This window comes from Streptomyces sp. NPDC051243 (assembly GCF_044455405.1).
GTDB lineage: Bacteria > Actinomycetota > Actinomycetes > Streptomycetales > Streptomycetaceae > Streptomyces.
The window spans coordinates 98,679-122,320 of the sequence record NZ_JBITES010000026.1 but is presented as its reverse complement, the minus strand read 5'-3'; the positions used below and the strand labels follow the sequence as shown (position 1 = coordinate 122,320).

Annotated in this window: 19 protein-coding genes and 1 rRNA gene; 11 read left to right on the top strand and 9 right to left on the bottom strand. The window is 70.4% G+C overall.

Annotation, left to right across the window (positions count from 1 at the left end):
- A 5S ribosomal RNA gene (rrf, locus tag ACIBAG_RS43615) occupies nt 1-86 on the top strand; the annotation flags it as partial.
- A gap of 111 nt (nt 87-197) precedes the next feature.
- On the opposite strand, the gene ACIBAG_RS43610 is transcribed toward rrf, so the two are convergent.
- The 5 genes from ACIBAG_RS43610 to ACIBAG_RS43590 are packed head-to-tail and all read right to left on the bottom strand — an operon-like array spanning nt 198 to nt 5,856.
- Complete coding sequence (locus ACIBAG_RS43610; RefSeq protein ID WP_399113430.1) at nt 198-1,508, bottom strand: DUF58 domain-containing protein; 1,311 nt, start codon at nt 1,506-1,508, stop codon at nt 198-200.
- Nucleotides 1,508-2,497 (bottom strand): AAA family ATPase, encoded by a 990-nt coding sequence (locus tag ACIBAG_RS43605; RefSeq protein ID WP_399113434.1) that lies wholly within the window; start codon nt 2,495-2,497, stop codon nt 1,508-1,510. The genes ACIBAG_RS43610 and ACIBAG_RS43605 overlap by 1 nt, the downstream gene beginning before the upstream one ends.
- Complete coding sequence (locus ACIBAG_RS43600) at nt 2,497-3,699, bottom strand: DUF4350 domain-containing protein (protein ID WP_399113428.1); 1,203 nt, start codon at nt 3,697-3,699, stop codon at nt 2,497-2,499. Before ACIBAG_RS43600 ends, ACIBAG_RS43605 begins: the two co-directional genes overlap by 1 nt.
- A complete protein-coding gene (locus ACIBAG_RS43595; protein WP_399113426.1) occupies nt 3,696-4,505 on the bottom strand; it encodes a DUF4129 domain-containing protein in 810 nt (269 codons plus the stop codon). Before ACIBAG_RS43595 ends, ACIBAG_RS43600 begins: the two co-directional genes overlap by 4 nt.
- 4 nt (nt 4,506-4,509) lie before the next feature.
- Nucleotides 4,510-5,856, bottom strand: coding sequence for a hypothetical protein (locus tag ACIBAG_RS43590; RefSeq protein WP_399113424.1), 1,347 nt, complete (start codon nt 5,854-5,856; stop codon nt 4,510-4,512).
- Nucleotides 5,857-5,996: 140 nt separating this feature from the next.
- On the opposite strand from ACIBAG_RS43590, the gene mtnA reads away from it, so the two are divergent.
- From mtnA to ACIBAG_RS43555, 7 genes are all read left to right on the top strand, one after another.
- Nucleotides 5,997-7,148 carry an S-methyl-5-thioribose-1-phosphate isomerase gene (mtnA, locus tag ACIBAG_RS43585; protein ID WP_399113422.1) on the top strand — a complete coding sequence of 384 codons (1,152 nt, stop codon included), beginning with the start codon at nt 5,997-5,999 and terminating at the stop codon, nt 7,146-7,148.
- A gap of 161 nt (nt 7,149-7,309) precedes the next feature.
- A complete protein-coding gene (mtrA, locus tag ACIBAG_RS43580) occupies nt 7,310-7,999 on the top strand; it encodes a two-component system response regulator MtrA (protein WP_187822996.1) in 690 nt (229 codons plus the stop codon).
- A gap of 1 nt (nt 8,000) precedes the next feature.
- Complete coding sequence (gene mtrB, locus ACIBAG_RS43575; RefSeq protein WP_399113419.1) at nt 8,001-10,076, top strand: MtrAB system histidine kinase MtrB; 2,076 nt, start codon at nt 8,001-8,003, stop codon at nt 10,074-10,076.
- Nucleotides 10,066-11,907: an LpqB family beta-propeller domain-containing protein gene (locus tag ACIBAG_RS43570; RefSeq protein ID WP_399113417.1), complete on the top strand. Its 1,842-nt coding sequence runs from the start codon at nt 10,066-10,068 to the stop codon at nt 11,905-11,907. The genes mtrB and ACIBAG_RS43570 overlap by 11 nt, the downstream gene beginning before the upstream one ends.
- A 301-nt stretch (nt 11,908-12,208) precedes the next feature.
- Entirely contained in the window at nt 12,209-13,261 is a 1,053-nt protein-coding gene (locus ACIBAG_RS43565; protein ID WP_399113416.1) for a ComF family protein, read from the top strand.
- Nucleotides 13,262-13,577: 316 nt separating this feature from the next.
- A complete protein-coding gene (gene hpf / locus ACIBAG_RS43560; protein WP_371132030.1) occupies nt 13,578-14,270 on the top strand; it encodes a ribosome hibernation-promoting factor, HPF/YfiA family in 693 nt (230 codons plus the stop codon).
- A gap of 200 nt (nt 14,271-14,470) precedes the next feature.
- Nucleotides 14,471-15,217: a response regulator gene (locus ACIBAG_RS43555; RefSeq protein ID WP_399113415.1), complete on the top strand. Its 747-nt coding sequence runs from the start codon at nt 14,471-14,473 to the stop codon at nt 15,215-15,217.
- A gap of 41 nt (nt 15,218-15,258) precedes the next feature.
- On the opposite strand, the gene ACIBAG_RS43550 is transcribed toward ACIBAG_RS43555, so the two are convergent.
- Together ACIBAG_RS43550 and ACIBAG_RS43545 are read right to left on the bottom strand one after the other, a co-directional pair.
- Complete coding sequence (locus tag ACIBAG_RS43550) at nt 15,259-16,455, bottom strand: winged helix-turn-helix domain-containing protein (RefSeq protein ID WP_399113413.1); 1,197 nt, start codon at nt 16,453-16,455, stop codon at nt 15,259-15,261.
- A gap of 169 nt (nt 16,456-16,624) precedes the next feature.
- On the bottom strand, nt 16,625-17,221 hold the full coding sequence (locus tag ACIBAG_RS43545) for a GNAT family N-acetyltransferase (protein WP_399113412.1): 597 nt from the start codon (nt 17,219-17,221) through the stop codon (nt 16,625-16,627).
- A gap of 295 nt (nt 17,222-17,516) precedes the next feature.
- Between ACIBAG_RS43545 and secA the strand changes: the two genes are divergently transcribed.
- Nucleotides 17,517-20,366 carry a preprotein translocase subunit SecA gene (gene secA, locus ACIBAG_RS43540; protein ID WP_399113410.1) on the top strand — a complete coding sequence of 950 codons (2,850 nt, stop codon included), beginning with the start codon at nt 17,517-17,519 and terminating at the stop codon, nt 20,364-20,366.
- 147 nt (nt 20,367-20,513) lie between these two features.
- Here secA and ACIBAG_RS43535 read toward each other — a convergent pair whose 3' ends face one another.
- Nucleotides 20,514-21,221, bottom strand: a complete 708-nt coding sequence (locus tag ACIBAG_RS43535; RefSeq protein ID WP_399113408.1) for an Rv3235 family protein — start codon at nt 21,219-21,221, stop codon at nt 20,514-20,516.
- A 326-nt stretch (nt 21,222-21,547) separates the two neighbouring features.
- On the opposite strand from ACIBAG_RS43535, the gene ACIBAG_RS43530 reads away from it, so the two are divergent.
- Both ACIBAG_RS43530 and ACIBAG_RS43525 read left to right on the top strand, forming a co-directional pair.
- Complete coding sequence (locus ACIBAG_RS43530) at nt 21,548-22,063, top strand: DUF6912 family protein (protein ID WP_399113407.1); 516 nt, start codon at nt 21,548-21,550, stop codon at nt 22,061-22,063.
- Between the two features lie 158 nt (nt 22,064-22,221).
- The gene (locus ACIBAG_RS43525; RefSeq protein ID WP_399113406.1) at nt 22,222-22,887 is read left to right on the top strand and encodes an HAD family hydrolase; all 666 of its coding nucleotides are present in this window, start codon (nt 22,222-22,224) and stop codon (nt 22,885-22,887) included.
- 148 nt (nt 22,888-23,035) lie between these two features.
- Here the strand turns inward: ACIBAG_RS43525 and ACIBAG_RS43520 are convergent, their stop codons facing one another.
- Nucleotides 23,036-23,602, bottom strand: a complete 567-nt coding sequence (locus ACIBAG_RS43520) for a DJ-1/PfpI family protein (RefSeq protein ID WP_399113405.1) — start codon at nt 23,600-23,602, stop codon at nt 23,036-23,038.
- Between the last annotated feature and the right edge of the window lie 40 nt (nt 23,603-23,642).

Sequence of the window (23,642 nt, the reverse complement as noted above, 5' to 3'; positions counted from 1 at the left end):
GTTACATTCCGAACCCGGAAGCTAAGCCTTACAGCGCCGATGGTACTGCAGGGGGGACCCTGTGGGAGAGTAGGACGCCGCCGAACAAATTTTGAGAAAGCCCCCGGCCGGGGATACCGGTTCGGGGGCTTTCTGCGTTTCGGATTCGCATATTTGGGGTTATGGGGGAGAGTCCTATTGGCGGACTCTCCCCTTGGTTACAGACGTCCCGCTGTTTTGAGGGCCAGATAGGCATCCGCCAGTGCGGGTGCGAGTTCTTCCGGCGTTGCATCGACGACCGTTACGCCGTGACGGCGGAGTTGGTCCGCTGTGCGGTGGCGCTCGGTCTGGGCCTGTGCGGATGCTGCGGCCTCGTACACAGAGTCTGTATTCCCGCGTGCGGTTGCCATGCGTGCGATGTGGGGGTCCGCCACGGATGCCAGCAGAACTGTGTGGCGCTTGGTGAGCTGTGGCAGGACTGGGAGGAGGCCCTCCTCGATCGGGGCGGCGTCGAGCGTGGTGAGCAGGACGATCAGGGAGTGGCGGGGCGCCGTACGCAGGGCTGTGGCCGTAAGGCCTCGGGCGTCCATTTCGATCAGTTCTGGTTCGAGCGTGGCCATCGAGTTGACCAGGGAGGGGAGGACGTCGCCGGCTGTGCGGCCCTGCACGAGTGCGCGTACTCGGCGGTCGTAGGCGAGCAGGTCCACGCGGTCGCCGGCGCGTGAGGCGAGGGCGGCCAGGAGCAGTGCCGCGTCCATGGAGGCGTCGAGGCGTGGAGCGTCCCCAACGCGGCCTGCCGAGGTGCGGCCGGTATCCAGGACCAGGAGGATGTGGCGGTCGCGCTCGGGGCGCCAGGTGCGTACCGCGACCGTGGACTGTCGGGCCGTAGCGCGCCAGTCGATGGAGCGAGTGTCGTCGCCGGGGACGTATTCGCGCAGGCTGTCGAATTCTGTGCCCTCGCCGCGGGTGAGAACGCTGGTGCGGCCGTCGAGTTCGCGTAGGCGGGCCAGCTTTGAGGGCAGGTGCTTGCGGCTCGTGAAGGGGGGCAGGACGCGCACAGTCCAAGGGACTCTGTGGGTGCCCTGGCGGGAGAAGAGCCCCAGGGGGCCGTATGAGCGGATCGTCACGCGGTCGGCCTGGCGGTCGCCTCTGCGGGTGGGGCTCAGGCGGGTGGTGAGGCGGCGGCGTTCGCCGGCGGGGATCGTCACGCGGTGGCGGGAGGCTGCCACCTCGGTGCCGGGCTGCCAGCTGCTCGGCGGCCATGCGTCGCGGAGGTGGGCGCGGAGGGGGCGGCGGGACGGGTTGCTGATCGTGAGGGTGATGTCCGCCGTCTCGCCCAGGCGTACGGAGGTGTCGCCGGACCGGGTCAGGCCCAGGCGGCGTACGGGTGCCGCCAGGGCGAAGTCGCAGGCGCAGGCCGCGAGCAAGGGGGCGTTGACCGCGAGGATGCCTGTCCAGCTGGGGTCCCAGATACCCACGGGGAGGGAGCCCAGGGCCGCCAGGAGTGCGGCGCGTCCGGTGAATGCCATCAGCGGGGGACGGGGACGTGGGCGAGGATCGCGTTGATCACGGAGTCGGCTGTGACGCCTTCCATCTCGGCCTCGGGGCGGAGTTGTACGCGGTGGCGGAGGGTGGGGAGGGCGAGTGCCTTGACGTCGTCGGGGATGACGTAGTCGCGGCCCGTCAGCCAGGCCCACGCGCGGGCGGTGGCGAGGAGGGCCGTGGCGCCGCGTGGGGAGACTCCGAGGGTGAGGGAGGGGGATTCACGGGTGGCTCGGCAGATGTCGACCACGTAGCCGGTGATCTCCGGGGAGACCGTCGTCTTGGCCACGGCCGCGCGTGCCGCCTCCAGGTCTGCGGGTCCCGCTACGGGGCGTACGCCGGCGGCGCGCAGGTCGCGGGGGTTGAACCCCTCCGCGTGGCGGGTGAGGACGTCGATCTCGTCCTGGCGGGAGGGGAGCGGGATCGTGAGCTTGAGGAGGAAACGGTCCAGCTGGGCCTCGGGGAGGGGGTAGGTGCCCTCGTACTCCACCGGGTTCTGGGTGGCGGCGACCAGGAACGGCTCGGGGAGCGGGCGGGGCGTGCCGTCGACCGTGACCTGGCGTTCCTCCATGGCCTCCAGCAGGGAGGACTGGGTCTTCGGTGGGGTGCGGTTGATCTCGTCGGCGAGGAGCAGGTTGGTGAAGACCGGGCCGGGCTGGAAGGAGAACTCGGCGGTGCGGGTGTCGTAGACGAGTGAGCCCGTCACGTCGCTCGGCATGAGGTCGGGGGTGAACTGGACCCGCTTGGTGTCGAGCTCGAGTGCGGATGCGAGGGCGCGGACGAGGAGTGTCTTGGCGACGCCGGGGACTCCTTCGAGGAGGACGTGGCCGCGGCAGAGGAGGGCGACGACGAGGCCGGTTACTGCGGGGTCCTGGCCGACCACGGCTTTGGCGATCTCGGCGCGCAGGGCTTCCAGGGAGGCGCGGGCGGTGCCCGGGTCCCCGGTGTTCCCGGCGTTGTCAGTGGTCGGGTCCATCATGGACGGCGTACCTCTCTTTCGAGGGCGTCGAGTTGGTCTGTTAGGGCGATGAGGGCCGTGTCGTCGCTGGGCGGCGGGCCGAAGAGGAGCGTGTGCAGGGCCTGTCCGTCTCCGTGGTTGCGGAGGTGGGCGGACAGAGCGGGCAGCAGGGTCTCGGGCGAGTGTGCCTGGGAGACGGGGACACCTACGAGGGGGGCGAGGCGCGTGCGGGTGGTGGAGCGAAGAGCGGCGGCCGCGCGGTCGCGGGCGTTGGCCTTGCGATAGAGGCGGGCGCGGCCTTCGACGGTTTCGGAGGCGCGGATCGCTACGGGGAGTTTTTCGGGCACCAGTGGGCCGAGTCGGCGTGCCCGCCAGAGGGCGGCGAGGGCTGCGGCGATGAAGAGCTGCAGGGTGCCCCAGAGCCAGCCGGAGGGGAGCAGGTCGAAGAAGCTGCGTTCGTCGTCCTCGTCGGCGGCGGAGGTGTCGGAGAGCGAGGGGAGGTACCAGACCAGATGGGGGCGGGAGCCGAGGAGTTGGAGGGCGAGGGAGGCGTTGCCCTGCTCGTCGAGGCGTTCGTTGTAGAGGATGTCGGGCGCGCCGAGGACGATGGAGTCGCCGTCCCCGGTGGGCTGCGGGACGCGCAGCAGGGTGGCCAGGCGCTCGCTGGGGTAGCACTCGTCGGCGTCGAGGTGGGTGGTGGTGTAGCGGACTCCGCCCAGGTCGGCGGTGCCCGCGCGCTGTGCGGCGGGCAGGGTGCAGTCGGGGGTGAGCTCCGAGTCGAGGCTGGTGGCGGGGTCCGCGGTGACCCCGGGCACGAGTCGTTCGACGGACCAGCTGCCCGGAGCGATGAGGACGGTACGGCCGCCGGAGCCGACGGTTGCCGAGCGCAGCCGGGACTGTTGACGGTGGGTCAGCAGGTCAGGGGAGGCGACCAGCAGTGTGGTGTCCTCAGCGGCCGCGGTGCGTGCCTCGTCCAGGGTGGTGACCACGCGTGTGTCCACGCCGCGATCGGCGAGGAGCTCGGCGACCGCTCGGCTGCCCTTGGGGTCGGCGGAGCGCGGGTCGAGGGTGCCGTGCCGGGCATCGGAGCGGATCGTGGCGATCACGACGGCCGCCACCAGCAGGAGTACGACGGCGAGGGCGATGCCTCGCGCGCGGGTCCAGACCTGGCGTGCGGTGGGCGAGGCCGAGGTGGCAGGGAGCGTGGCCTCGGTGGTCATTCGGCGGCTCCCTGGCGGGCGTTGTGGGCCGTGCTGGGGGCACTGCTTGCAAGCTGGGGCTTGCTGTTCTCCAGGTCGCGGTCGAGGTCGGCGATGCGCTGGTATGCCTGCTGGGTGGCCGTCCGTCCGCCGTATGTGACGTCGTCGAATTCCCGGGCCGCGGCGCGCAGCCGGTCTCCGTGGGAGGGAAGCGACTGGCCGGCTTCAGCGGCGGCCTCGTCCGCGGTGCGGCCGGGGCGGACGTCGAGAAGGGCGCGCTCCTCGAGGGAGCGGACGATGGCGCGCATGCGTTCCTGGACGGCCTTGTTCCAGTGGCCCTGGGCGGCGTGTGCTTCGGCGGTGGCCCGATGCTCGGCGGCGCTGCGGGGGCGGTCGTCGAACAGGCGGGCGGAGGAGGTCGGTTCGCGGCGTGGGGTACCGAGGCGCCACCACAGGGCGCCGACGACCGCGAGGACGACCACGATGACGACGACCAGGCCGAGCGGGCCTCCGGGTGTCACGGTCGCGGCGCTGGTGAAGAGGTCCTCGACCCAGCCCCAGAAGGCGTCCAGGGCGCGCTGGAACCAACTGGGTTCGTTCTCGTGGTACATGCCCTTGGACAGCTCGCGTCGGGCCGCCTCCCGCGCGGGATCGCGCGGGATCGTCAGCGGTGGCTCGTCGTCGGAGCGTGCCAGCATGGACTGTACGGCTGTGTCGCCGGAGCGCGACAGCGACAGTACGGCCAGGTCGCCGGTGCGCGGCAGCGCGCGTACGGCCGCGTCAGGCAGCGCTGACAGCGTTGTGAGAACTCCCCCCGCCAGGCTCACCGGTTCAGCTCCCCCGGGTGTCGGTGCCGTAGCCCTGGACGCCGGCTGCCCGGGCCAGTTCGAGGTCGAGGGCCTCTCGGCGGATGCGCTGGTCGATGTAGAGCAGGACGGTGACGCCGGCCGTGATCGGGAAAGTGATCATGGAGCCGATGACCGAGCCGACGCCGCTGATGATGAGGAACGTCCAGCCGAAGTCGGTGCTGCCTTCGAGGAAGCTGGTCGCGCCGTCGCCGCTGAGGGCGCCGCCGAGGAAGGTGAAGGGGATGACGACGATCGCCGCGACGATGTTGGCGATGATCGTGGCGAGCAGCTGGATGCCGAAGACGCGCCACCAGGAGCCGCGGACCAGCTTCGCCGAGCGGCTCAGCGACTTCAGGATGCCCTGCTTTTCGAGCATCAGCGCGGGCGAGGCGAGGGAGAAGCGGAACCACAGCCACAGCGCGACGATGCCGCCGCCGAGGATGCCCAGGAAGGCGAGTGCCGCGCCTCCGTCACCGGAGCCCGAGGCGGCCACGAGGATGCCGGGGAGGGCACCTGCGAAGACCAGGCCGAAGGTCATGAGCAGCAGCAGGAAGAGCAGGCCGAAGAGGCGCAGCACCTGGGGGCGTGCGTCGCGCCAGGCCTCGCCGGTGGTCACCGACTTGCCGAGCACGGCGCGGCTGGTGACCGTCGTCAGCAGGGCGGTCGCGATGATCGCGCCGATCACCGAGATCAGGAAGAGCACGCTGGAGCTGAGCAGGGCGTCGCGTGTGGCACGAGCCAGCTCGCTGAGGGTGGCGCTCGGGTCGTTGAGGGCTTCGGTGCTGGCGAGGTCGTTCAGGACGAAGCCCTGGAGGAGGATCACGAGGATCTCCGTCACGATGGCGACGGTCAGCGAGATGCCCAGGACCGTGCGCCAGTAGGTGCGCATGGTGGAGACCGCGCCGTCGAGGATCTCACCGACGCCCAGCGGACGCAGCGGGATCACGCCGGGCTTGGCAGCGGGCGGAGGGCCGCCCCAGCCGCTTCCCCAGGCGCCGTACCCGCCGGGGGCGCCGTAGCCCGGGTGGCCGCCGCCATAGCCGCCGTAGCCGCCCGGACCTGTGGGGCCGGAGGGCGGGGGAGCGCCCCAGCCCGGGCCGGGTGGTGGGGGCGGCGGGGTCTGGCCGGGAGCCTGGTGCCCCGTCGGGGCGGACCATTGGCCGGCCGGCGGCTGCTCCTTGGACCACTTCGGTCCGGCGTCCTGTGGCTCCGGTCCCGGCTGCTGCGCGGGATCGGGACGGTCCGCGGGCCCCGCGTGGCCCGACGCGCCGGGTTCCTGTCCCTCGGACGGGGCGGATCCGGGCGAGGCCCAGCCCGGAGTGTCGTTCATCGTCGCTCCTTCACGGTGCCCGTCCGCGGTCGCGGCGGCAGGTTGGCAGCCATCGTGCCATGGGGCGGTCGGCGAGGTACCGGCCGCGGTATGGGCTGCACACCTTCAATTGTCCGCCGGAGACGGGGCAGACTGACCGCATGGCTGATCAGTACGCGCAATCCGGCGAGGACGGCAGGCCGACCGGGATCCCGGCGATCCGGTGGGACGAACCACCCGAGGGTCCCGTTCTGGTACTTCTCGACCAGACGAGACTGCCGGCCGAGGAGGTCGAGCTGGTCTGTACGGACGCGCCCGCGCTGGTGGAGGCGATCCGTTCGCTCGCCGTGCGGGGGGCACCGCTGCTCGGGATCGCCGGGGCGTACGGTGTCGCGCTCGCCGCCGCGCGTGGCTTCGACGTGGATGCCGCCGCGGAGTCGCTGGCGGGCGCCCGGCCCACGGCCGTGAATCTCGGCGTCGGCGTGCGCAGGGCTCGAACCGCCTACCGGGCCGAGCTCGCGCGGAGTGGGGATGGCGAGCAGGCCGCCGCCGCGGCTCTGAGTGCGGCACGGGCGTTGCACAAGGAGGACGCCGAGGCCAGCGCGCGGATGGCCGAGCGGGGGCTGGCGCTGCTGGACGAGCTGTTGCCCGGTGGTGGGCATCGCGTCCTGACGCACTGCAACACGGGGGCGCTGGTGTCCGGGGGTGAGGGCACGGCGTTCGCGGTGGCGCTCGAGGCGCACCGGGCCGGGCGGCTGAGGCGGTTGTGGGTGGACGAGACACGGCCGTTGCTGCAAGGGGCGCGCCTGACGGCGTACGAGGCCGCGCGGAACGGGATGGCGTACACCTTGCTCACCGACAACGCGGCGGGCTCGCTGTTCGCCGCCGGGGAGGTGGACGCGGTGCTGATCGGGGCGGACCGTATCGCGGCCGACGGGTCGGTGGCGAACAAGGTGGGGAGCTATCCGCTGGCGGTGCTCGCGCGGTACCACCATGTGCCGTTCATTGTGGTGGCGCCGCTGACGACGGTGGATCCGCAGACGCCGGACGGGGCGTCCATCGAGGTCGAGCAGCGAGCCGGGTTCGAGGTGACCGAGGTCCTGGCGCCGCAGGTGCCGACGGCGGGAGCGGAGCCGGGTGGCGGGATCCCGGTGGCGCCGTTGGGGACGCAGGCGTACAACCCGGCGTTCGATGTGACGCCGCCCGAGCTTGTGACGGCGATCGTCACGGAGGAGGGGGTTGTGTCGCCCGTGACCGCTGAGGCGCTGGCGGAGCTCTGTGGCAGGAAGCGGCCGGTGACGCAGAGCTCGTGAGGCAGCGGCCGAAGACGGTCGGCGGGCGGAACGGGGCAAACCCCCTGAAAAGGTAACGCGGTGTGATCGCGGCAAGGGCAGACAGTGGCGACCACGTACGACTAAGGTCACTGGCCGGTGACCTATCTCACCACTGCCTTCGCCACTGTTATGAGAATGGGATGATGGCATTCATGAAGGGACGAGTCCTTGTCGTCGACGACGACACCGCACTGGCCGAGATGCTCGGCATCGTGCTGCGTGGTGAAGGTTTTGAGCCGTCTTTCGTAGCCGACGGCGACAAGGCGCTTGCCGCATTCCGGGAGACCAAACCCGATCTGGTGCTGCTGGACCTGATGCTGCCCGGGCGGGACGGTATCGAGGTGTGCCGTCTGATCAGGGCGGAGTCCGGGGTGCCGATCGTGATGCTCACGGCCAAGAGCGACACGGTGGACGTGGTGGTCGGACTGGAGTCCGGCGCCGACGACTACATCGTGAAGCCGTTCAAGCCGAAGGAGCTCGTCGCGCGTATCCGGGCGCGGCTGAGGAGGTCGGAGGAGCCGGCGCCGGAGCAGTTGGCCATCGGTGACCTCGTGATCGACGTGGCCGGGCACTCCGTGAAGCGGGACGGGCAGTCGATCGCGCTGACGCCGCTGGAGTTCGACCTGCTGGTCGCGCTGGCCCGTAAGCCGTGGCAGGTGTTCACGCGTGAGGTCCTCCTCGAGCAGGTGTGGGGCTACCGGCACGCGGCTGACACCCGACTGGTCAACGTGCATGTGCAGCGGCTGCGTTCCAAGGTCGAGAAGGACCCGGAGCGTCCGGAGATCGTGGTGACGGTCCGTGGCGTCGGCTACAAGGCAGGGCCGAGCTGACATGACCGGGGACAGTGCCGCTTCGGCCCCCGGTCGGACCGGGGCCCGTCCGGAGCGGCCTGTCGGCCGGAAGTCGGCGGGCTCCCGTTGGGCTCGGATCCTGGAGGGCGGGCTGCTTCAGGGCGGAGTCCAGGGCAGCCCGGTCCTGCGCCTGCTGCTGCGCTGGGTGCGTCGGCCGCTGCTGCCGGTCATGCGGCTGTGGCGGCGCAACATCCAGCTGAAGGTCGTCGTCACGACCCTGCTGATGTCGCTCGGTGTTGTTCTGCTGCTGGGCTTCGTGGTCATCGGGCAGGTGCGCAACGGGCTGCTCGACGCCAAGGTGAAGGCTTCGCAGAGCCAGGCCACGGGCGGGTTCGCGGCGGCCAAGCAGCGGGCGGACGAGGCGGCGGCCGGGACCGCCGACGACGGTGCGACGGTCGACGAGCGTTCCGACCAGAACGTCATCCAGTGGATGAGCGACCTCGTCTCCTCGCTCTCCAGCGGCGGGCAGGGCGCCTTCGAGGTGGTCACGCTTCCGGCCTCCACGGGAAGCGACACCGGTGGGCGCGGGCGGCGTGCCTCCGGCGGTGTGGATCCGACCGCGAGTGTGCCCGAGGCCCTGCGCGACCGGATCGACAGTGCCACGGGGGCGTTCCAGAGCTACACCCGCGTCGTCTACCAGCCCACCGCCCGCAAGGACTCCCAGCCGGCCCTGGTCATCGGCAAGCAGGTCAACGACCCCAACGGCGACCCGTACCAGCTCTACTACCTCTTCCCGCTCAGCCAGGAGGAGAAGTCGTTGAGCCTGGTCAAGGGGACGCTCGCCACGGCCGGGCTCTTCGTCGTCGTACTGCTCGGAGCCATCGCCTGGCTCGTGGTGCGCCAGGTCGTCACGCCCGTGCGGATGGCGGCCGGGATCGCTGAACGGCTGTCGGCCGGGCGTCTGCAGGAGCGGATGAAGGTCACCGGCGAGGACGACATCGCGCGGCTCGGTGAGGCCTTCAACAAGATGGCGCAGAACCTGCAGCTGAAGATCCAGCAGTTGGAGGACCTGTCGCGGATGCAGCGGCGGTTCGTCTCCGACGTCTCGCACGAACTGCGGACGCCGCTGACGACCGTACGCATGGCTGCCGACGTCATCCACGAGGCGCGGGAGGACTTCGATCCGGTGACCGCGCGGTCGGCGGAGCTCCTCACCGACCAGTTGGACCGGTTCGAGTCGCTGCTCGCCGACCTGCTGGAGATCAGCCGGTTCGACGCGGGGGCGGCGGCGCTGGAGGCCGAGCCGATCGACCTCAGGGAGGTCGTACGGCGTGTCGTCACCGGGGCGGAGCCGCTCGCCGAGCGCAAGGGCACCCGGATACGGATCGTCGGCGACCAGCAGCCGATCGTCGCCGAGGCCGATGCCCGGCGCGTCGAGCGGGTGCTGCGCAACCTCGTCGTCAACGCCGTCGAACACGGCGAGGGCAGGGACGTCGTCGTCAAGCTCGCTGCGGCGGGCGGGGCGGTCGCGGTCGCGGTTCGTGACTACGGCGTCGGGCTCAAGCCAGGTGAGGCGACCCGTGTCTTCAGCCGCTTCTGGCGGGCCGACCCGGCACGCGCGCGTACCACGGGCGGGACGGGGCTGGGGCTGTCCATCGCGCTGGAGGACGCGCGGCTGCACGGCGGCTGGCTGCAGGCGTGGGGCGAGCCGGGTGGCGGGTCGCAGTTCCGGCTGACGTTGCCGCGGACCGCGGACGAGCCGCTGCGGGGATCGCCGATACCCCTGGAGCCCAAGGACTCGCGCCGCAATCGCGGACTCAATGACGCCGGTCTGCCGCGCGGCGGCGGTGAGAAGGCCGCGACCGTGCCGGCGCAGCCCAGTGGTGACCAGATGACGCCGATGCCGTCGAGGGACCCGATCCCGCCGAGGCCGGGCACGGCGGTCCCGAAGGCCGATCCGACGGCGCTGCCCGGCAACGGCGCGCGCGTGGTGCCCAGGCCCGCGTCGAGTGCGCGCCGACAGGACGACGCACCCGGTGCGGAAGAGCCGCCGGCTGAGGAAGCCGGGCAGGCCGAGAAGTCGAGCAAGCATGGGGAGGCATCTCGTGGGCGCTGAGCGCGAGGGGGGCGCCCGGCGCACGCGGGGGCGCGTGGTGGCGTACGCCGCCTGTGGCGCCGTACTGCTGGCCGGGTGCGCCTCCATGCCCGACAGCGGCGATCTGCGTGGCGTCGAGTCCACGCCGCGCCAGGACACCCAGGTGCGGGTCTTCGCCATGCCGCCGCACGAGGACGCTTCGTCCTCGGAGATCGTGTCGGGCTTCCTGGAGGCGCTGACCAGTGACGATCCGGACTACGAGATAGCGCGCAAGTACCTGACCAAGGAGGCCTCGGAGAGGTGGCGGCCCTTGCAGTCCACCACGGTGCTCGCCGACGGACCGGGCGTCGATCCTGACCGGGTGGGAGGCCGGGAGGAGACCGACAGCCTCTCGTACACGCTGACGGGCACCAGGGTCGCCACGGTCGACGCGCAGCAGTCGTACTCGCCCGCAGACGGGGACTACCGGGAGACGATGCACCTCACCCAGGACAAGAAGACCAAGCAGTGGCGCATCGACGTGCCGCCGCGCGGTGTCGTCATGGGCAGGTCGGACTTCCAGCGCAACTACATGTCCGTCGACAAGTACTACTTCGCCACGAACACCACGCTCGGGAGGTCCCCGCACACGGCGGCCGTCGCTGATCCCGTGTACGTGCGCAGGAACGTGGACCCCATGACGGAGATGGTGCGCTCCCTGCTCAGGGGACCCACCAGCTGGCTCGACCCGGTGGTCAGGTCGAGCTTCCCCACCGGTACGGCGCTCAGGAAGGACGGCGACTCGCTGACGCCCGACGACCAGAACGAGCTGATCGTGCCGCTGAACGACAAGGCGGCCGGGGTCGGGCTGGCCAAGTGCAACGAGATGGCGGCGCAACTCCTGTTCACCCTGCAGAACCTCACGCCCACGGTGGCGAAGGTCGAGCTGACGGCGGGTGGCAACAGCCTCTGCACGCTCAGGGAGGACCAGGCGGAGGCTGTCGCCACGCGCGGGTCGGTCGAACGTGCCGATTACCTGTACTTCCTCGACGCCAAGCACCGTCTCGTACGGCTGGCGGCAGACACCAACGACACGCATCCCGATCCCGTGCCGGGCGCCCTCGGGGAGGGCGAGAAGCAGCTGGGGTCGGTGGCGGTGTCTCGTGACGAGGACATGGCGGCAGGGGTCGGCCTCGACGGCAAGGAGCTGTACGTCGGAGCGCTGGTGTCGGGCGGCCCGCTCGGGGACCCGGAGCTGACCAGCGAGGGCGGGACGCCCGAGGAGCGGTTGTCGACGCCGAGCTGGGACGCCCAGGGCGACCTGTGGGTGGCCGACCGGGATCCCGACAACCCCCGGCTCCTCCTGCTGGAGGAGGGCGTGGACGATCCCCTGGTGGTCAAGACGCCGCCGGGCCTGGAGGGGCGCATCGAGTCCGTGCGGGTGGCTGCCGACGGTGTGCGGATCGCGCTCGTCGTGAAGGACGGCGACCAGTCGTCGCTGCTCATCGGGCGGATCCAACGCGGTGCGGACGGCGAGGACGGGGAGCCGGCGGCAGTGTCCGTGCACGAACTGCGTTCCGCCACCCCGGAGTTGGAGGAGGTCACCGCCATGTCGTGGGCCGGGGACAGTCGGCTCGTGGTGGTCGGGCGGGAGAAGGGCGGCGTCCAGACCATGCGGTACGTCCAGGTCGACGGCTCGACGCCGGAGGGGCCGGTGCCCGCGGCCCTCACCGGCGTCAAGGAGATCACCGCGTCCGAGGACGCCCGGCTGCCGCTGGTCGGCTACTCGGAGGACGGGATCGTACGGCTGCCGTCCGGGATGCCGTGGCAGAAGGTGGTGACGGACGGGACCGCGCCGGTCTATCCGGGGTGACGTTGCGTCGGGGCCGGGTCGGGACGGGCCGTTGAGGCTCCTGGACGGTGAGTTGGCGGCCGCTGCTGGCCGGAGGGTACTCCGGTTGGGGGCGGTCGCTTCGTTGTGGGGCGGGGCTCCCGTTCTGTGTAGCTCCGCGGGAGTGAGGCGTGGCTGTGTGGGGGATACGGCGTGGTCGGGGACTGGGATCAGTCAGCGTGACTGTGGGGCCGAAGCGGCCTCTGCGGGGCGGCTGGAGTTTTCCACAGGGAGTTATCCACAGGGGTGGCCGGTCCGCTCGGGCGTTGGCACAGTGGTGGGCATGCGGGGGTGGTGGCAGGACCTCACCGACCTGGTGCTGCCGGCCGAGTGCGCAGGCTGTGGAAGGTCTCGCACGGTGCTCTGCCCGGAGTGCCGTGCCGTTCTGAGCGGGGCCGCGCCCAGCCGGGTGCGACCGGTGCCGGAGCCGCCCGGGCTGCCGGTCGTGCACGCGGCCGCCCGGTACACGGACGAGGTGCGAGCGGCCCTGCTGGCTCACAAGGAGCGCGGCGCTCTTGCGCTCGCTGCGCCGCTCGGCACGGCGCTTGCGGGGGCTGTGCGGGCGGGGCTTCGGGAGGCCGGTGCGGGTGGCTGTGGGGCTTCGATGCGGGGAGCGTGGACCGGGCGGGCCGGGTGGGATGCGCGGGATGTGCGGTCCACGGGGGCTGCGCGGGCCCCGGGCGCTCGGGTGCGGGCCGACCGGGTGGGCCGGTTCGGGAGGGCTGCTGCGCCTGTGCTGCTCGTGCCCGTTCCGTCCGCGCGTGGGGCGGTGCGGGCACGGGGGCATGATCCGGCGCGGCGGATCGCGCTCGCGGCCGCGGGTGAGCTGCGGCGGGCCGGGACGCCGGCGCGGGTCCTCGCCGTGCTGCGGCAGCGGCGTGCGGTGGCCGATCAGTCGGGGCTCAACTCCCGTCAGCGGCTGGACAATCTCGCGGGCGCGCTGGCGGTGGCTCCTGGTGGAGGCCGGCTGCTCGCGGGTGGGCCCGTCGTGCTTGTCGACGACCTGATGACGACGGGCGCGTCCCTGGCGGAGGCGGCGCGTGCCGTGCGGGCGGCCCTGGCGGAGGGAGGGAGCGCATACGGCAGAACGTTTGAGGAGGTGGACGCGTATGGATGGGTGACCGAGGAGTTCGGTGCATGTGGCGACGGCACAACCGCTGTGTACGCGACGGGAAGTCGGGAAAGCACAGGGGAACGGACAGCTGGATCTACGGAGGGCGTGGTGCGGCGAGCGCGTGAGATGCCGGGAATCATGGGTGCAGGACAGGTCGGCGACCCGATCTGCGCGGCCGTGGTCGCTGCGACACCGGATTCTTTCGAAATAAACCGGAACTGACCGCGAACTTGCATCGTTGCAGGTTACGAGAGGGCCTATTCACCTGAACGGAGGTACGCCTCAGTAGAGGGTGACGACATCCGTCCGGGCGAGATATGTTCGGTTGTACGGGAAAGGCGCAGGCCATCCCCGTCATATCCGAATGCCGTGCCGCGGGTTTTGCACAAATGACTCGCGGCCATGGGGTGGAGATCTTGCCCATGGGGGAGGAGGAGGTGGACGTCACCGAGTCCGAGGTTCCGGGGTTCACCGGAGCCTGGTGCAAAAGGGAGATGCTCCGCCGATGGAGCGGAGCGATCCGGGAACGGAGTTCTGCGTGGACATCGTCGTCAAGGGCCGCAAGACCGAGGTGCCCGAGCGGTTCCGCAAGCACGTGGCCGAGAAGCTGAAGCTGGAGAAAATCCAGAGGCTCGACGCCAAGGTGATCAGCCTCGACGTCGAGGTGTCCAAGGAGCCCAACCCCCGACAGGCCGACCGCAGTGATCGAGTGGAGATCACGCTCCGCTCCCGCGGTCCGGTGATCCGGGCGGAGGCAGCGGCCAGCGATCCGTACGCGGCACTCGACCTGGCGGCGGAGAAGCTGGATGCCCGGCTGCGCAAGCAGCACGACAAGCGTTTCTCGCGCCGAGGCGCACGCCGACTCACGGCGGCCGAGGTCCCCGACCACGTTCCGGGCGCGGCGACGCTCAACGGGAACGGCCACAGCTTCCAGACGGAAGAACCGGACGGCATTCCCACCAAGAAGATCGGCTCGCTGGAAGTGAAGGGCGAAGGCCCCCTCGTCGTCCGCGAGAAGACGCACGTCGCCTCCCCGATGACCCTCGACCAGGCCCTCTACGAGATGGAGCTGGTCGGGCACGACTTCTACCTGTTCGTCGACTCCGAGACCAAGGAACCGAGTGTCGTCTACCGGCGGCATGCCTACGACTACGGCGTCATCCACCTCAGCACGGACCCGATGGTCACCCAGGCGCAGGCTCCCGCGGCAGGTGGCACGCTGGGCGGCTGACCGTCCGGCTGACAGCTGAGCCGGTGCCCCTGGAGCGCGTGTGCGCCCCCAGGGGCACCGGTGTGCGACCACTTCGCGCCCCGCTCGTCACCGTAGTGTCGGACGGGCATGAAATCATGGCCGCACCGGCCCAACCGGTGGGCCGCTGCCTTGGGTTGGCGATGGCACAGGACCAGCCACAGCCTTCAGGGGGAGGAACGATGGCGGACAGCTTCGGACCGATGCGGGACGAGGATGCCGACGGCGACGTCGTTGGCATGGGCCCGAACGAGGGCTCTCCACGCAAGGAGCCGATCAGAGTCCTCGTCGTGGACGACCATGCCCTCTTCCGCCGTGGACTGGAGATCGTGCTCGCGGCCGAGGAGGACATCCAGGTCGTGGGGGAGGCGGGCGACGGCGCGGAGGCCGTCGACAAGGCCGCGGACCTGCTGCCGGACATCGTCCTGATGGACGTCCGCATGCCCAGGCGTGGCGGGATCGAGGCCTGCACCTCCATCAAGGAGGTGGCCCCCAGCGCGAAGATCGTCATGCTGACGATCAGCGACGAGGAGGCCGACCTCTACGACGCGATCAAGGCCGGCGCGACCGGTTATCTCCTCAAGGAGATCTCCACGGACGAGGTGGCCACCGCCATCCGCGCGGTGGCGGACGGGCAGTCGCAGATCAGCCCGTCCATGGCGTCGAAGCTGCTCACCGAGTTCAAGTCGATGATCCAGCGCACGGACGAGCGGCGCCTCGTGCCCGCGCCGCGGCTGACGGACCGCGAGCTGGAGGTCCTCAAGCTCGTCGCCACCGGGATGAACAACCGCGACATCGCCAAGGAGTTGTTCATCTCCGAGAACACCGTGAAGAACCATGTGCGCAACATCCTGGAGAAGCTGCAGCTGCACTCCAGGATGGAGGCCGTGGTGTACGCGATGCGGGAGAAGATCCTCGAGATTCGCTGATACCGGGTGGGCCGAGAGGTTTGCTTCGAGGGCACTGAGGATCACGCCATGATGCGAGTGAGTTCCTTGGCGAGCGGCTCGCGCAGGTCGGGTGCGTCCACCCGCTCCACCCTTACGTCCGTGCAGTCCACCCAGCTCGCCGCCTCGGCCAGGGCCTGGGCGACCGCGGGGACCGCCTTGGGTCCGTCCAGGGTGACCTGCTTGGCGACCAGGGTTCGGCCGTCGCGGGCCGGGTCCACGCGGCCGACGAGCCGGCCGCCGGCCAGGACGGGCATCGCGAAGTAGCCGTAGACCCGCTTCTGCTTGGGGACGTAGGCCTCCAGTCGATGGGTGAAGCCGAAGATCCGCTCCGTGCGCGCGCGTTCCCAGATGAGGGAGTCGAACGGGGACAGGAGCGTCGTCCGGTGGCGGCCGCGCGGGGGTGTTTCCAGGGCCGCGGGGTCGGCCCAGGCCGGCTTGCCCCAGCCCTCCACGGACACCGGGACCAGGCCCGAGTCGGCGATCACCGCGTCCACCTGGTCGCCCTTGAGGCGGTGGTAGTCGGCGATGTCCGCTCGGGTGCCGACGCCGAGGGACTGGCCGGCGAGGCGGACCAGGCGGCGCAGGCACTCGGTGTCGTCCAGCTCGTCGTGCAGCAGTGCGGCCGGGATGGCGCGCTCGGCGAGGTCGTAGACGCGCTTCCAGCCGCGGCGCTCGACGCAGACCACCTCGCCGTACATGAGGGCGCGTTCGACGGCGACCTTCGCGCCGGACCAGTCCCACCACTCGCTGGTCCTCTTCGCGCCGCCCAGTTCGGTCGCGGTGAGGGGGCCGTCGGAGCGGAGCTGTTTGATCACCTGGTCGTAGGCGCCGTCGGGAAGTTCGTGGTTCCAGTGGGGGCGGTTGCGGTAGGCGCGGCGGCGGAAGGCGAAGTGGGGCCACTCCTCCACGGGGAGGATGCAGGCGGCGTGGGACCAGTACTCGAAGGCGTGCGGGGTGGGAGGCGCAGTCTTGGGGGCTGTCGTCCAGTACGCCTGCTCGACCGTCTTGCGGCCTACCGCGCCCAGGCGGGCGTACGGGATCAGTTCGTGGGAGCGGGCCAGGACAGAGATGGTGTCGAGTTGGATCGCGCCGAGGTGACGGAGTATGCCGCGGACACCGGACCTGCGGTTGGGGGTGCCGAGGAAGCCCTGGGCTTTGAGGGCGATGCGGCGGGCTTCGGCTGCCGAGAGGTCGGTGATGGGGCGCGGGGTCGTCATGGGTCGGACGATAGGGGGTGGCACTGACAATGGGGGATGAGCTGGGGATTTGGGGGAGGGGGCGGTAGGGGTGGGGGTGGGCGTTTGGGGTTTCGCCCCCGCCGCCCCCACCCGTCCCATCCTGTCCCGTCCTGAAGGGGCGCTGCCCGACGGGGGGAAAGCGCCTCGGTCAGGGGTGGTTGGGGCTGTGCGCTCGTGGTGGGGCGGGTAGGTACGGGGCCGTCGAGGGGAGGCTCAGGTCTGAGGGGAGCAGGGAGCCCACCCAGCAGTCCCGGCGTACGCCCTGGTGGACGATGGCGGAGCGGAGGGTGCCCTCGATGGTGAAGCCGGTGCGTTCCGCCACCGCGCGGGAGGGGGCGTTGCCTACCTCCGCGCGCCATTCGACGCGGTCGATCGACATATGGACGAAGGCCCAGCGGGAAGCGGCCAGGACGGCCTGGGTGACGTAGCCGTTGCCGCGGTGTTCCTTCGTGGCCCAGAAACCGATCTCGGCATCGCTCATGGAACGCATCGTGAGGCCGAGCATGCCCACCAGGTCCTCCCCTTCGGGGAGGAAGAGGCCCCACGTGAACATCGAACCGCTGTTCCAGCCCTCCGGTGCCAGTTTGTGCGTGAAGCTGTGGGCGTGTTCGTACAGGTAGGGGGAGGGGATCGTGGTCCAGCGCAGGATGTCGGGGTCCTGGACGGCCTCGTACACGGCGTCGGTGTCCGAAGGGCCGACCGTGCGCATGAGGAGGCGGTCCGTGGTGAGCGTGACGGGTTCCATCGGCCGATTCTGGTCGGGGGCCGCCGCGAACGCCATTCCCCGTGCGCCGCATGCACCGCGTGAACCATGCGGTGGGTGAGCGCCTGATCGCGTTTCGCGCAATTCGTTGGCGGAACGCGGCACCATCCGCGACCCCCGGCCGTTGTCCCCTTTGAGGGAGATTTGAAGCAGCGGATCGTCGGCGTCCCCGGCAGGCTCCCGGCGTGGCGGGGTCCTCGCATACGATGGCCGTTGCTCAGACAAGTCAAAAGGAAACCGACCGTCCCAGGCCCGACCGGCAAGGAGACCAACCCCCGTGTCCGTCCTCTCGAAGATCATGCGTGCAGGCGAAGGCAAGATCCTGCGCAAGCTGCACCGCATCGCGGACCAGGTCAACTCCATCGAAGAGGACTTCGTCGACCTCTCCGACGCCGAGCTGCGGGCCCTCACCGATGAGTACAAGCAGCGCTACGCCGACGGTGAGAGCCTGGACGACCTGCTGCCCGAGGCCTTCGCCACCGTTCGCGAGGCCGCCAAGCGCGTCCTCGGACAGCGTCACTACGACGTCCAGATCATGGGTGGCGCTGCCCTCCACCTCGGCTACGTGGCCGAGATGAAGACCGGTGAGGGCAAGACCCTGGTCGGCACGCTGCCCGCGTATCTGAACGCCCTTTCCGGAGAAGGCGTTCACCTCATCACGGTCAACGACTACCTGGCCGAGCGCGACTCCGAGATGATGGGCCGCGTCCACAAGTTCCTGGGCCTGAATGTCGGCTGCATCCTCGCCAACATGACGCCGGCCCAGCGCCGCGAGCAGTACGCGTGCGACATCACCTACGGCACGAACAACGAGTTCGGCTTCGACTACCTGCGCGACAACATGGCGTGGTCCAAGGACGAACTCGTCCAGCGCGGCCACAACTTCGCCATCGTCGACGAGGTCGACTCCATCCTCGTCGACGAGGCCCGTACGCCGCTGATCATCTCCGGCCCGGCCGACCAGGCCACCAAGTGGTACGGCGACTTCGCCAAGCTGGTCACGCGCCTCAAGCGCGGCGAGCCCGGCAACCCGCTCAAGGGCCTGGAGGAGACCGGCGACTACGACGTCGACGAGAAGAAGCGCACGGTCGCCATCCACGAGTCCGGTGTCTCCAAGGTCGAGGACTGGCTGGGCATCGACAACCTCTACGAGTCGGTGAACACGCCGCTGGTGGGCTACCTGAACAACGCCATCAAGGCCAAGGAGCTCTTCAAGAAGGACAAGGACTACGTCGTCATCGACGACGAGGTCATGATCGTCGACGAGCACACCGGCCGTATCCTCGCCGGCCGCCGCTACAACGAGGGCATGCACCAGGCCATCGAGGCCAAGGAAGCCGTGCCGATCAAGGACGAGAACCAGACGCTCGCCACGATCACCCTCCAGAACTTCTTCCGCCTGTACAAGCGCCACGACCACGACGGCAAGGAACTGCCCGGCCTGTCGGGCATGACCGGTACGGCGATGACCGAGGCCGCCGAGTTCCACCAGATCTACAAGCTCGGCGTGGTCCCGATCCCGACGAACAGGCCGATGATCCGCAAGGACCAGTCGGACCTGATCTACCGCACCGAGGTCGCGAAGTTCGAGGCGGTCGTCGACGACATCGTCGAGAAGCACGAGAAGGGCCAGCCGATCCTCGTCGGTACGACGTCGGTCGAGAAGTCCGAGTACCTGTCGCAGCAGCTGTCCAAGCGTGGCGTCCAGCACGAGGTGCTGAACGCCAAGCAGCACGACCGGGAGGCGATCATCGTCGCCCAGGCCGGCCGCAAGGGCGCCGTGACCGTGGCGACCAACATGGCCGGCCGTGGTACCGACATCAAGCTCGGCGGCAACCCCGAGGACCTCGCCGAGGCGGAGCTGCGCCAGCGCGGCCTCGACCCCGAGGAGCACATCGAGGAGTGGGCCCACGCCCTGCCCGCCGCCCTGGAGCGGGCCGAGGCGGCCGTCAAGGCCGAGAAGGAAGAGGTCGAGGCGCTCGGCGGCCTGTATGTGCTGGGCACCGAGCGGCACGAGTCGCGGCGTATCGACAACCAGCTGCGCGGTCGTTCCGGCCGTCAGGGCGACCCGGGCGAGTCCCGCTTCTACCTGTCCCTGGGCGACGACCTGATGCGGCTCTTCAAGGCCCAGATGGTCGAGCGCGTCATGTCGATGGCGAACGTCCCCGACGACGTGCCGATCGAGAACAAGATGGTCACGCGCGCGATCGCGTCCGCCCAGTCGCAGGTCGAGCAGCAGAACTTCGAGACCCGTAAGAACGTCCTGAAGTACGACGAGGTCCTCAACCGCCAGCGTGAGGTCATCTACGGCGAGCGGCGCCGCGTCCTGGAGGGCGAGGACCTGCACGAGCAGGTGCAGCACTTCATGGACGACACGATCGACGCGTATGTCTCCGCGGAGACCGCCGAGGGCTTCGCCGAGGAGTGGGACCTGGACCGGCTGTGGGGCGCCTTCAAGCAGCTCTACCCGGTGAAGGTCACCATCGAGGAGCTGGAGGAGGCGGCCGGCGACCGGGCCGGTCTCACCGCCGAGTTCATCGCGGAGTCCATCAAGGACGACATCCACGAGCAGTACGAGCAGCGCGAGGCGCAGCTCGGCTCCGAGATCATGCGCGAGCTGGAGCGCCGGGTCGTGCTGTCGGTCCTGGACCGCAAGTGGCGTGAGCACCTCTACGAGATGGACTATCTCCAGGAGGGCATCGGCCTGCGCGCGATGGCGCAGAAGGACCCGCTGGTCGAGTACCAGCGCGAGGGCTTCGACATGTTCACCGCGATGATGGACGGCATCAAGGAGGAGTCCGTCGGCTACCTGTTCAACCTGGAGGTCCAGGTCGAGCAGCAGGTCGAGGAGGTCCCGGTCGAGGACGCCAAGCCGGTGGCCGACCTCGAGAAGAAGGACGCGGTGCCGGCGCAGGCGGGCGCGCGCCCCGAGATCCGCGCCAAGGGGCTCGAGGCTCCGCGCCGCCCGGACCGGCTCCACTTCACCGCGCCCAAGGTCGACGGTGAGGGCGACATCGTCGAGGGCGACTTCGACAACGGCGACGAGCCGGTGCGGTCCGAGGCCGACGGCCTCACGCGCGCGGAGCGCCGCAAGCAGTCGCGTGGCGGCCGGCGCCGCAAGAAGTAGCGCCGGTCAGGGGCGGCGCGAGGAGCGTGCGCCGCCCAGGCAGGCGGTGACCGCGTTGACGGTGCTCGAGGTGCCGTAGTGATTGCACGGAAGGGCCGGGTCTCCTTGGGAGCCCGGCCCTTCGGCCGTGGATGAGCCGTGTGGTGGTCAGTCCTCGTCTGTGCCTGGCCTGCGCGGGCCGCCCAGTTCCACGGCCGTGCAGCGCCAGCGGAGGTCACCGCCCCGTTCCAGACGGAAGGCCATGGCGCGCAGCTGCTCGCCGGCGCCGATGCGGGCGAAGGCCTCGATGGCCCCCGGGCGGGGTTCGAAGTAGCCGATGTCGCGGACCTCGGGGCGGGTGCCGCGGGCGCGCAGTGGACTGCGGTCAGCGAGCCAGGCGAGTTCGTCGTAGGCACGGCCCGCGGTGTGGCGGAGCATCGAGTGGACGGGGCGCTGGCCGCTCAGGACCAGGAGCAGGCGGTCGGCGAAGACGTCCGTGGGGCGGGGTTGGGGGATCTGTGGCAGATGCCCGGGAGGGGACTGCGGCGGGACGATCGGCGGGGCAGGCATCGTGGCTTGCGCTGCGGCTGGGGTGGGGTGGGTCGCGCGGTCCGGCGCTTGCGGGGTGCTGCCTGCGCTCACCCTCGCCCAGGCTCGCGGGGCGGACGTGGACGGTGGACGGGTGTCCCTGGGCCCGGTGTGGGCGTTGGGGCCCGTCGCGCCCGGGGATCCGGGTGGGCGGCCGTCGGGTGATGCCGTGCGGGGCGCGCCGCCGCTCGGGACGCGGGGTGGGGTGCTGCCGGGGCGGCGGGTGTCGCGGCGGCTCGGTGGGCGGGCGCCGGGGCGGTGCTGGGTCCTGGTCATGACCTTGTTCATGGGATCCCCGTTCGGTGGGCCCGGGTGATACCGGGCGGTAACTTCGCGGTCGGTGATCTTGTACGGGGTCCTGGGCGCCGACGGCAAGGAAGTGCGAGTCCGGATCGGGCGGCTGGAAACTTCACTTATCTGGGTGATCGCGAGGTGTGGAACGCCGTGATGGCGGGGCTGCACCGGGTGAGTTTCCGGACCGGAGTGGACGCCCGGCGAGGCGGTGACGGGGACTCGAAAGGGGACACCCGCACGTATCCTGAAGGCCTTCCGGGAGGTCGGGTTCCGCCCTTCCGGGTCCTTGCGGAGCCTCACGAGTACGAAAGCGGTCAGCCATGCGCGTCTACGTCCCCCTGACCCTCCCCGGTCTCACCGAGGCGTACAAGACGGGCGAGTTGGGGACCGGGCCGCTCGTCGCGTACGCGGTCACGCCCGGGTTGCGCGAGTGGTACCTCTCCGACGACATCGAGGAGCTGGAGTACGCGGCGCTGAACCGGGCCGCGCTGGCCTCGCTGCGGTTGCTGGCGGCGGACGCCGGGGCGGTGCGCCGGCGGGTCGTGGTCGCCGTGGACGTGCCCGACGGGACGGCCGTCGCCGACCCCGACCGGGGGCTCGATCCGTCCGCGCTGGGCGAGGTGCGGATCGCCGGGAGTGTGCCGTTGGCCAAGGCGGCCTCGGTGCATGTCGACTCGGGCGATGCGGAGGCCGACGTCTCGGCGGCGGCGGAGGCGCTTGCGGCGGCGGACGACGGGGACGACGACGCGCAGTTCGTGGTGGACGGGGCGGAGGACCACGAGCTGCTGTGGTACGCCACTCAGGAGATTCCGAACCTGGTCGGGCTGGGGGACTGAGGCCTCGGCGCGGTGCGGATCTCGGTGCCGGGCGTCGGCGGGGACGCAGGGCGCCCTGGTGCTGGGCGTTGCCGCTGGGCGTCGGCGCTGGATGGGCTCGAATGCTCGTTGACCTGGTGTTCTCTTGATTGTCAGTGGTGGCGGGTACGGTTTTTGGCATGGGGAAGCAGGTAGGGGCGCACATCGTCTGGGACTGGAACGGGACGCTGTTCCATGACACTGACGCGATCATCGGGGCGACGAACGCGGCGTTCGCCGAACTGGGGCTGGAACCGATCACCTTGGAGCAGTACCGGACGCTGTACTGCGTGCCGGTGCCGAAGTTCTACGAGCGGCTGCTGGGGCGGCTGCCGACCGAGGCCGAGTGGGAGGTCATGGACGAGACCTTCCACCGGTACTACGCCGAACACCGGGTGAGGTGCGGGCTCACCGAGGGCGTGGCGGAGCTGCTCGTGGAGTGGAGGTCGTCGGGGCGCAGCCAGTCGATCCTCAGCATGTACGGGCATGACGAACTGGTCCCGCTGGTACGCGGGTTCGGGATCGAGCAGCACTTCATACGCGTCGACGGGCGGACCGGGCCGTCCGGGGGCAGCAAGGCCGAGCACATGGTGCGGCACGTCGAGGCGCTGGTGAGCGTGGATCCCGCGCGCACGGTGGTGATCGGGGACGCCGCCGACGATGCGGTGGCGGCGCTGCATGTGGGGGCGCGGGCCGTGCTCTACACCGGGGGGTCGCACAGCCGGGCGAGTCTCGAGGAAGTGGGGGTGCCGGTGGTGGACACGTTGGGGGAGGCGGTCGCGGAGGCGGAGCGGTTGGCGGCGTAGGAGGTTGGCGGCGTAGGAGGTCTGCGGCGCTGGGCGGAGTTTCGTTGGGCCCGGCGTCGGAGCTGAGGCGGCGGTGCCGACCGGTGGTGCTGATCCGTGGTGCTGATCGGTGGTGCTGATCGGTGGTGCGGATTGTGGTGCCGATGGGTTACGTCGCCGGTGCTTTCGCCCTCAGTACCGTCAGGAACTCCCGCATCCACGCCGAGTGGTCCGGCCAGGCGCGGGAGGAGACCAGGGTGCCGTCGACCACTGCCTCGGCGTCCTTGAAGGTGGCGCCGGCGGCCTGCATGTCCAGTTCGAGGGCGGGGTACGCCGTGACGCGGCGGCCGCGGAGGCTGTCGGTCGCGGCGGTGAGCAGGGGGCCGTGGCAGATCTGGGCGACCGGTTTGTCGGCGTCGAAGAACGACTTGAGGATCTTGCGGAGTTCGGGGTCGTTGCGGAGGTACTCGGGGGCGCGGCCGCCGGGGATGACGATGGCGGCGTAGTCGCCGGGGTCGACCTCGGAGAAGGCGAGGTCGGCGGGCCAGGTGTAGCCGGGTTTCTCGGTGTAGGTGTCGAAGCCGGGTTCGAAGTCGTGGACGACGAACTGGAGCTTTTTGCGGGCGGGGGCCGCTATGTGGACGTCGTAGCCCTCTTCGCGGAGGCGTTGGTAGGGGTAGAGGACCTCCAGGGACTCCGCGGCGTCGCCGGTGACGATGAGGATCTTCGCTGTCATGTCGGGTGCGCTCCTCTTCTTTGGCCGTGGTCTGCGGCTC

Coding starts and splice junctions, on each gene's coding strand:
- ACIBAG_RS43605 (WP_399113434.1), bottom strand. CDS start 2,497: ATGGACCCGACCACTGACAACGCCGGGAACACCGGGGACCCGGGCACC.
- ACIBAG_RS43520 (WP_399113405.1), bottom strand. CDS start 23,602: ATGACAGCGAAGATCCTCATCGTCACCGGCGACGCCGCGGAGTCCCTG.
- mtnA (WP_399113422.1), top strand. CDS start 5,997: ATGGCTGATCAGTACGCGCAATCCGGCGAGGACGGCAGGCCGACCGGG.
- ACIBAG_RS43525 (WP_399113406.1), top strand. CDS start 22,222: ATGGGGAAGCAGGTAGGGGCGCACATCGTCTGGGACTGGAACGGGACG.
- mtrB (WP_399113419.1), top strand. CDS start 8,001: ATGACCGGGGACAGTGCCGCTTCGGCCCCCGGTCGGACCGGGGCCCGT.
- ACIBAG_RS43550 (WP_399113413.1), bottom strand. CDS start 16,455: ATGACGACCCCGCGCCCCATCACCGACCTCTCGGCAGCCGAAGCCCGC.
- ACIBAG_RS43610 (WP_399113430.1), bottom strand. CDS start 1,508: ATGGCATTCACCGGACGCGCCGCACTCCTGGCGGCCCTGGGCTCCCTC.
- mtrA (WP_187822996.1), top strand. CDS start 7,310: ATGATGGCATTCATGAAGGGACGAGTCCTTGTCGTCGACGACGACACC.
- ACIBAG_RS43545 (WP_399113412.1), bottom strand. CDS start 17,221: ATGGAACCCGTCACGCTCACCACGGACCGCCTCCTCATGCGCACGGTC.
- ACIBAG_RS43555 (WP_399113415.1), top strand. CDS start 14,471: ATGGCGGACAGCTTCGGACCGATGCGGGACGAGGATGCCGACGGCGAC.
- ACIBAG_RS43590 (WP_399113424.1), bottom strand. CDS start 5,856: ATGAACGACACTCCGGGCTGGGCCTCGCCCGGATCCGCCCCGTCCGAG.
- ACIBAG_RS43565 (WP_399113416.1), top strand. CDS start 12,209: ATGCGGGGGTGGTGGCAGGACCTCACCGACCTGGTGCTGCCGGCCGAG.
- ACIBAG_RS43530 (WP_399113407.1), top strand. CDS start 21,548: ATGCGCGTCTACGTCCCCCTGACCCTCCCCGGTCTCACCGAGGCGTAC.
- ACIBAG_RS43535 (WP_399113408.1), bottom strand. CDS start 21,221: ATGAACAAGGTCATGACCAGGACCCAGCACCGCCCCGGCGCCCGCCCA.
- ACIBAG_RS43600 (WP_399113428.1), bottom strand. CDS start 3,699: ATGACCACCGAGGCCACGCTCCCTGCCACCTCGGCCTCGCCCACCGCA.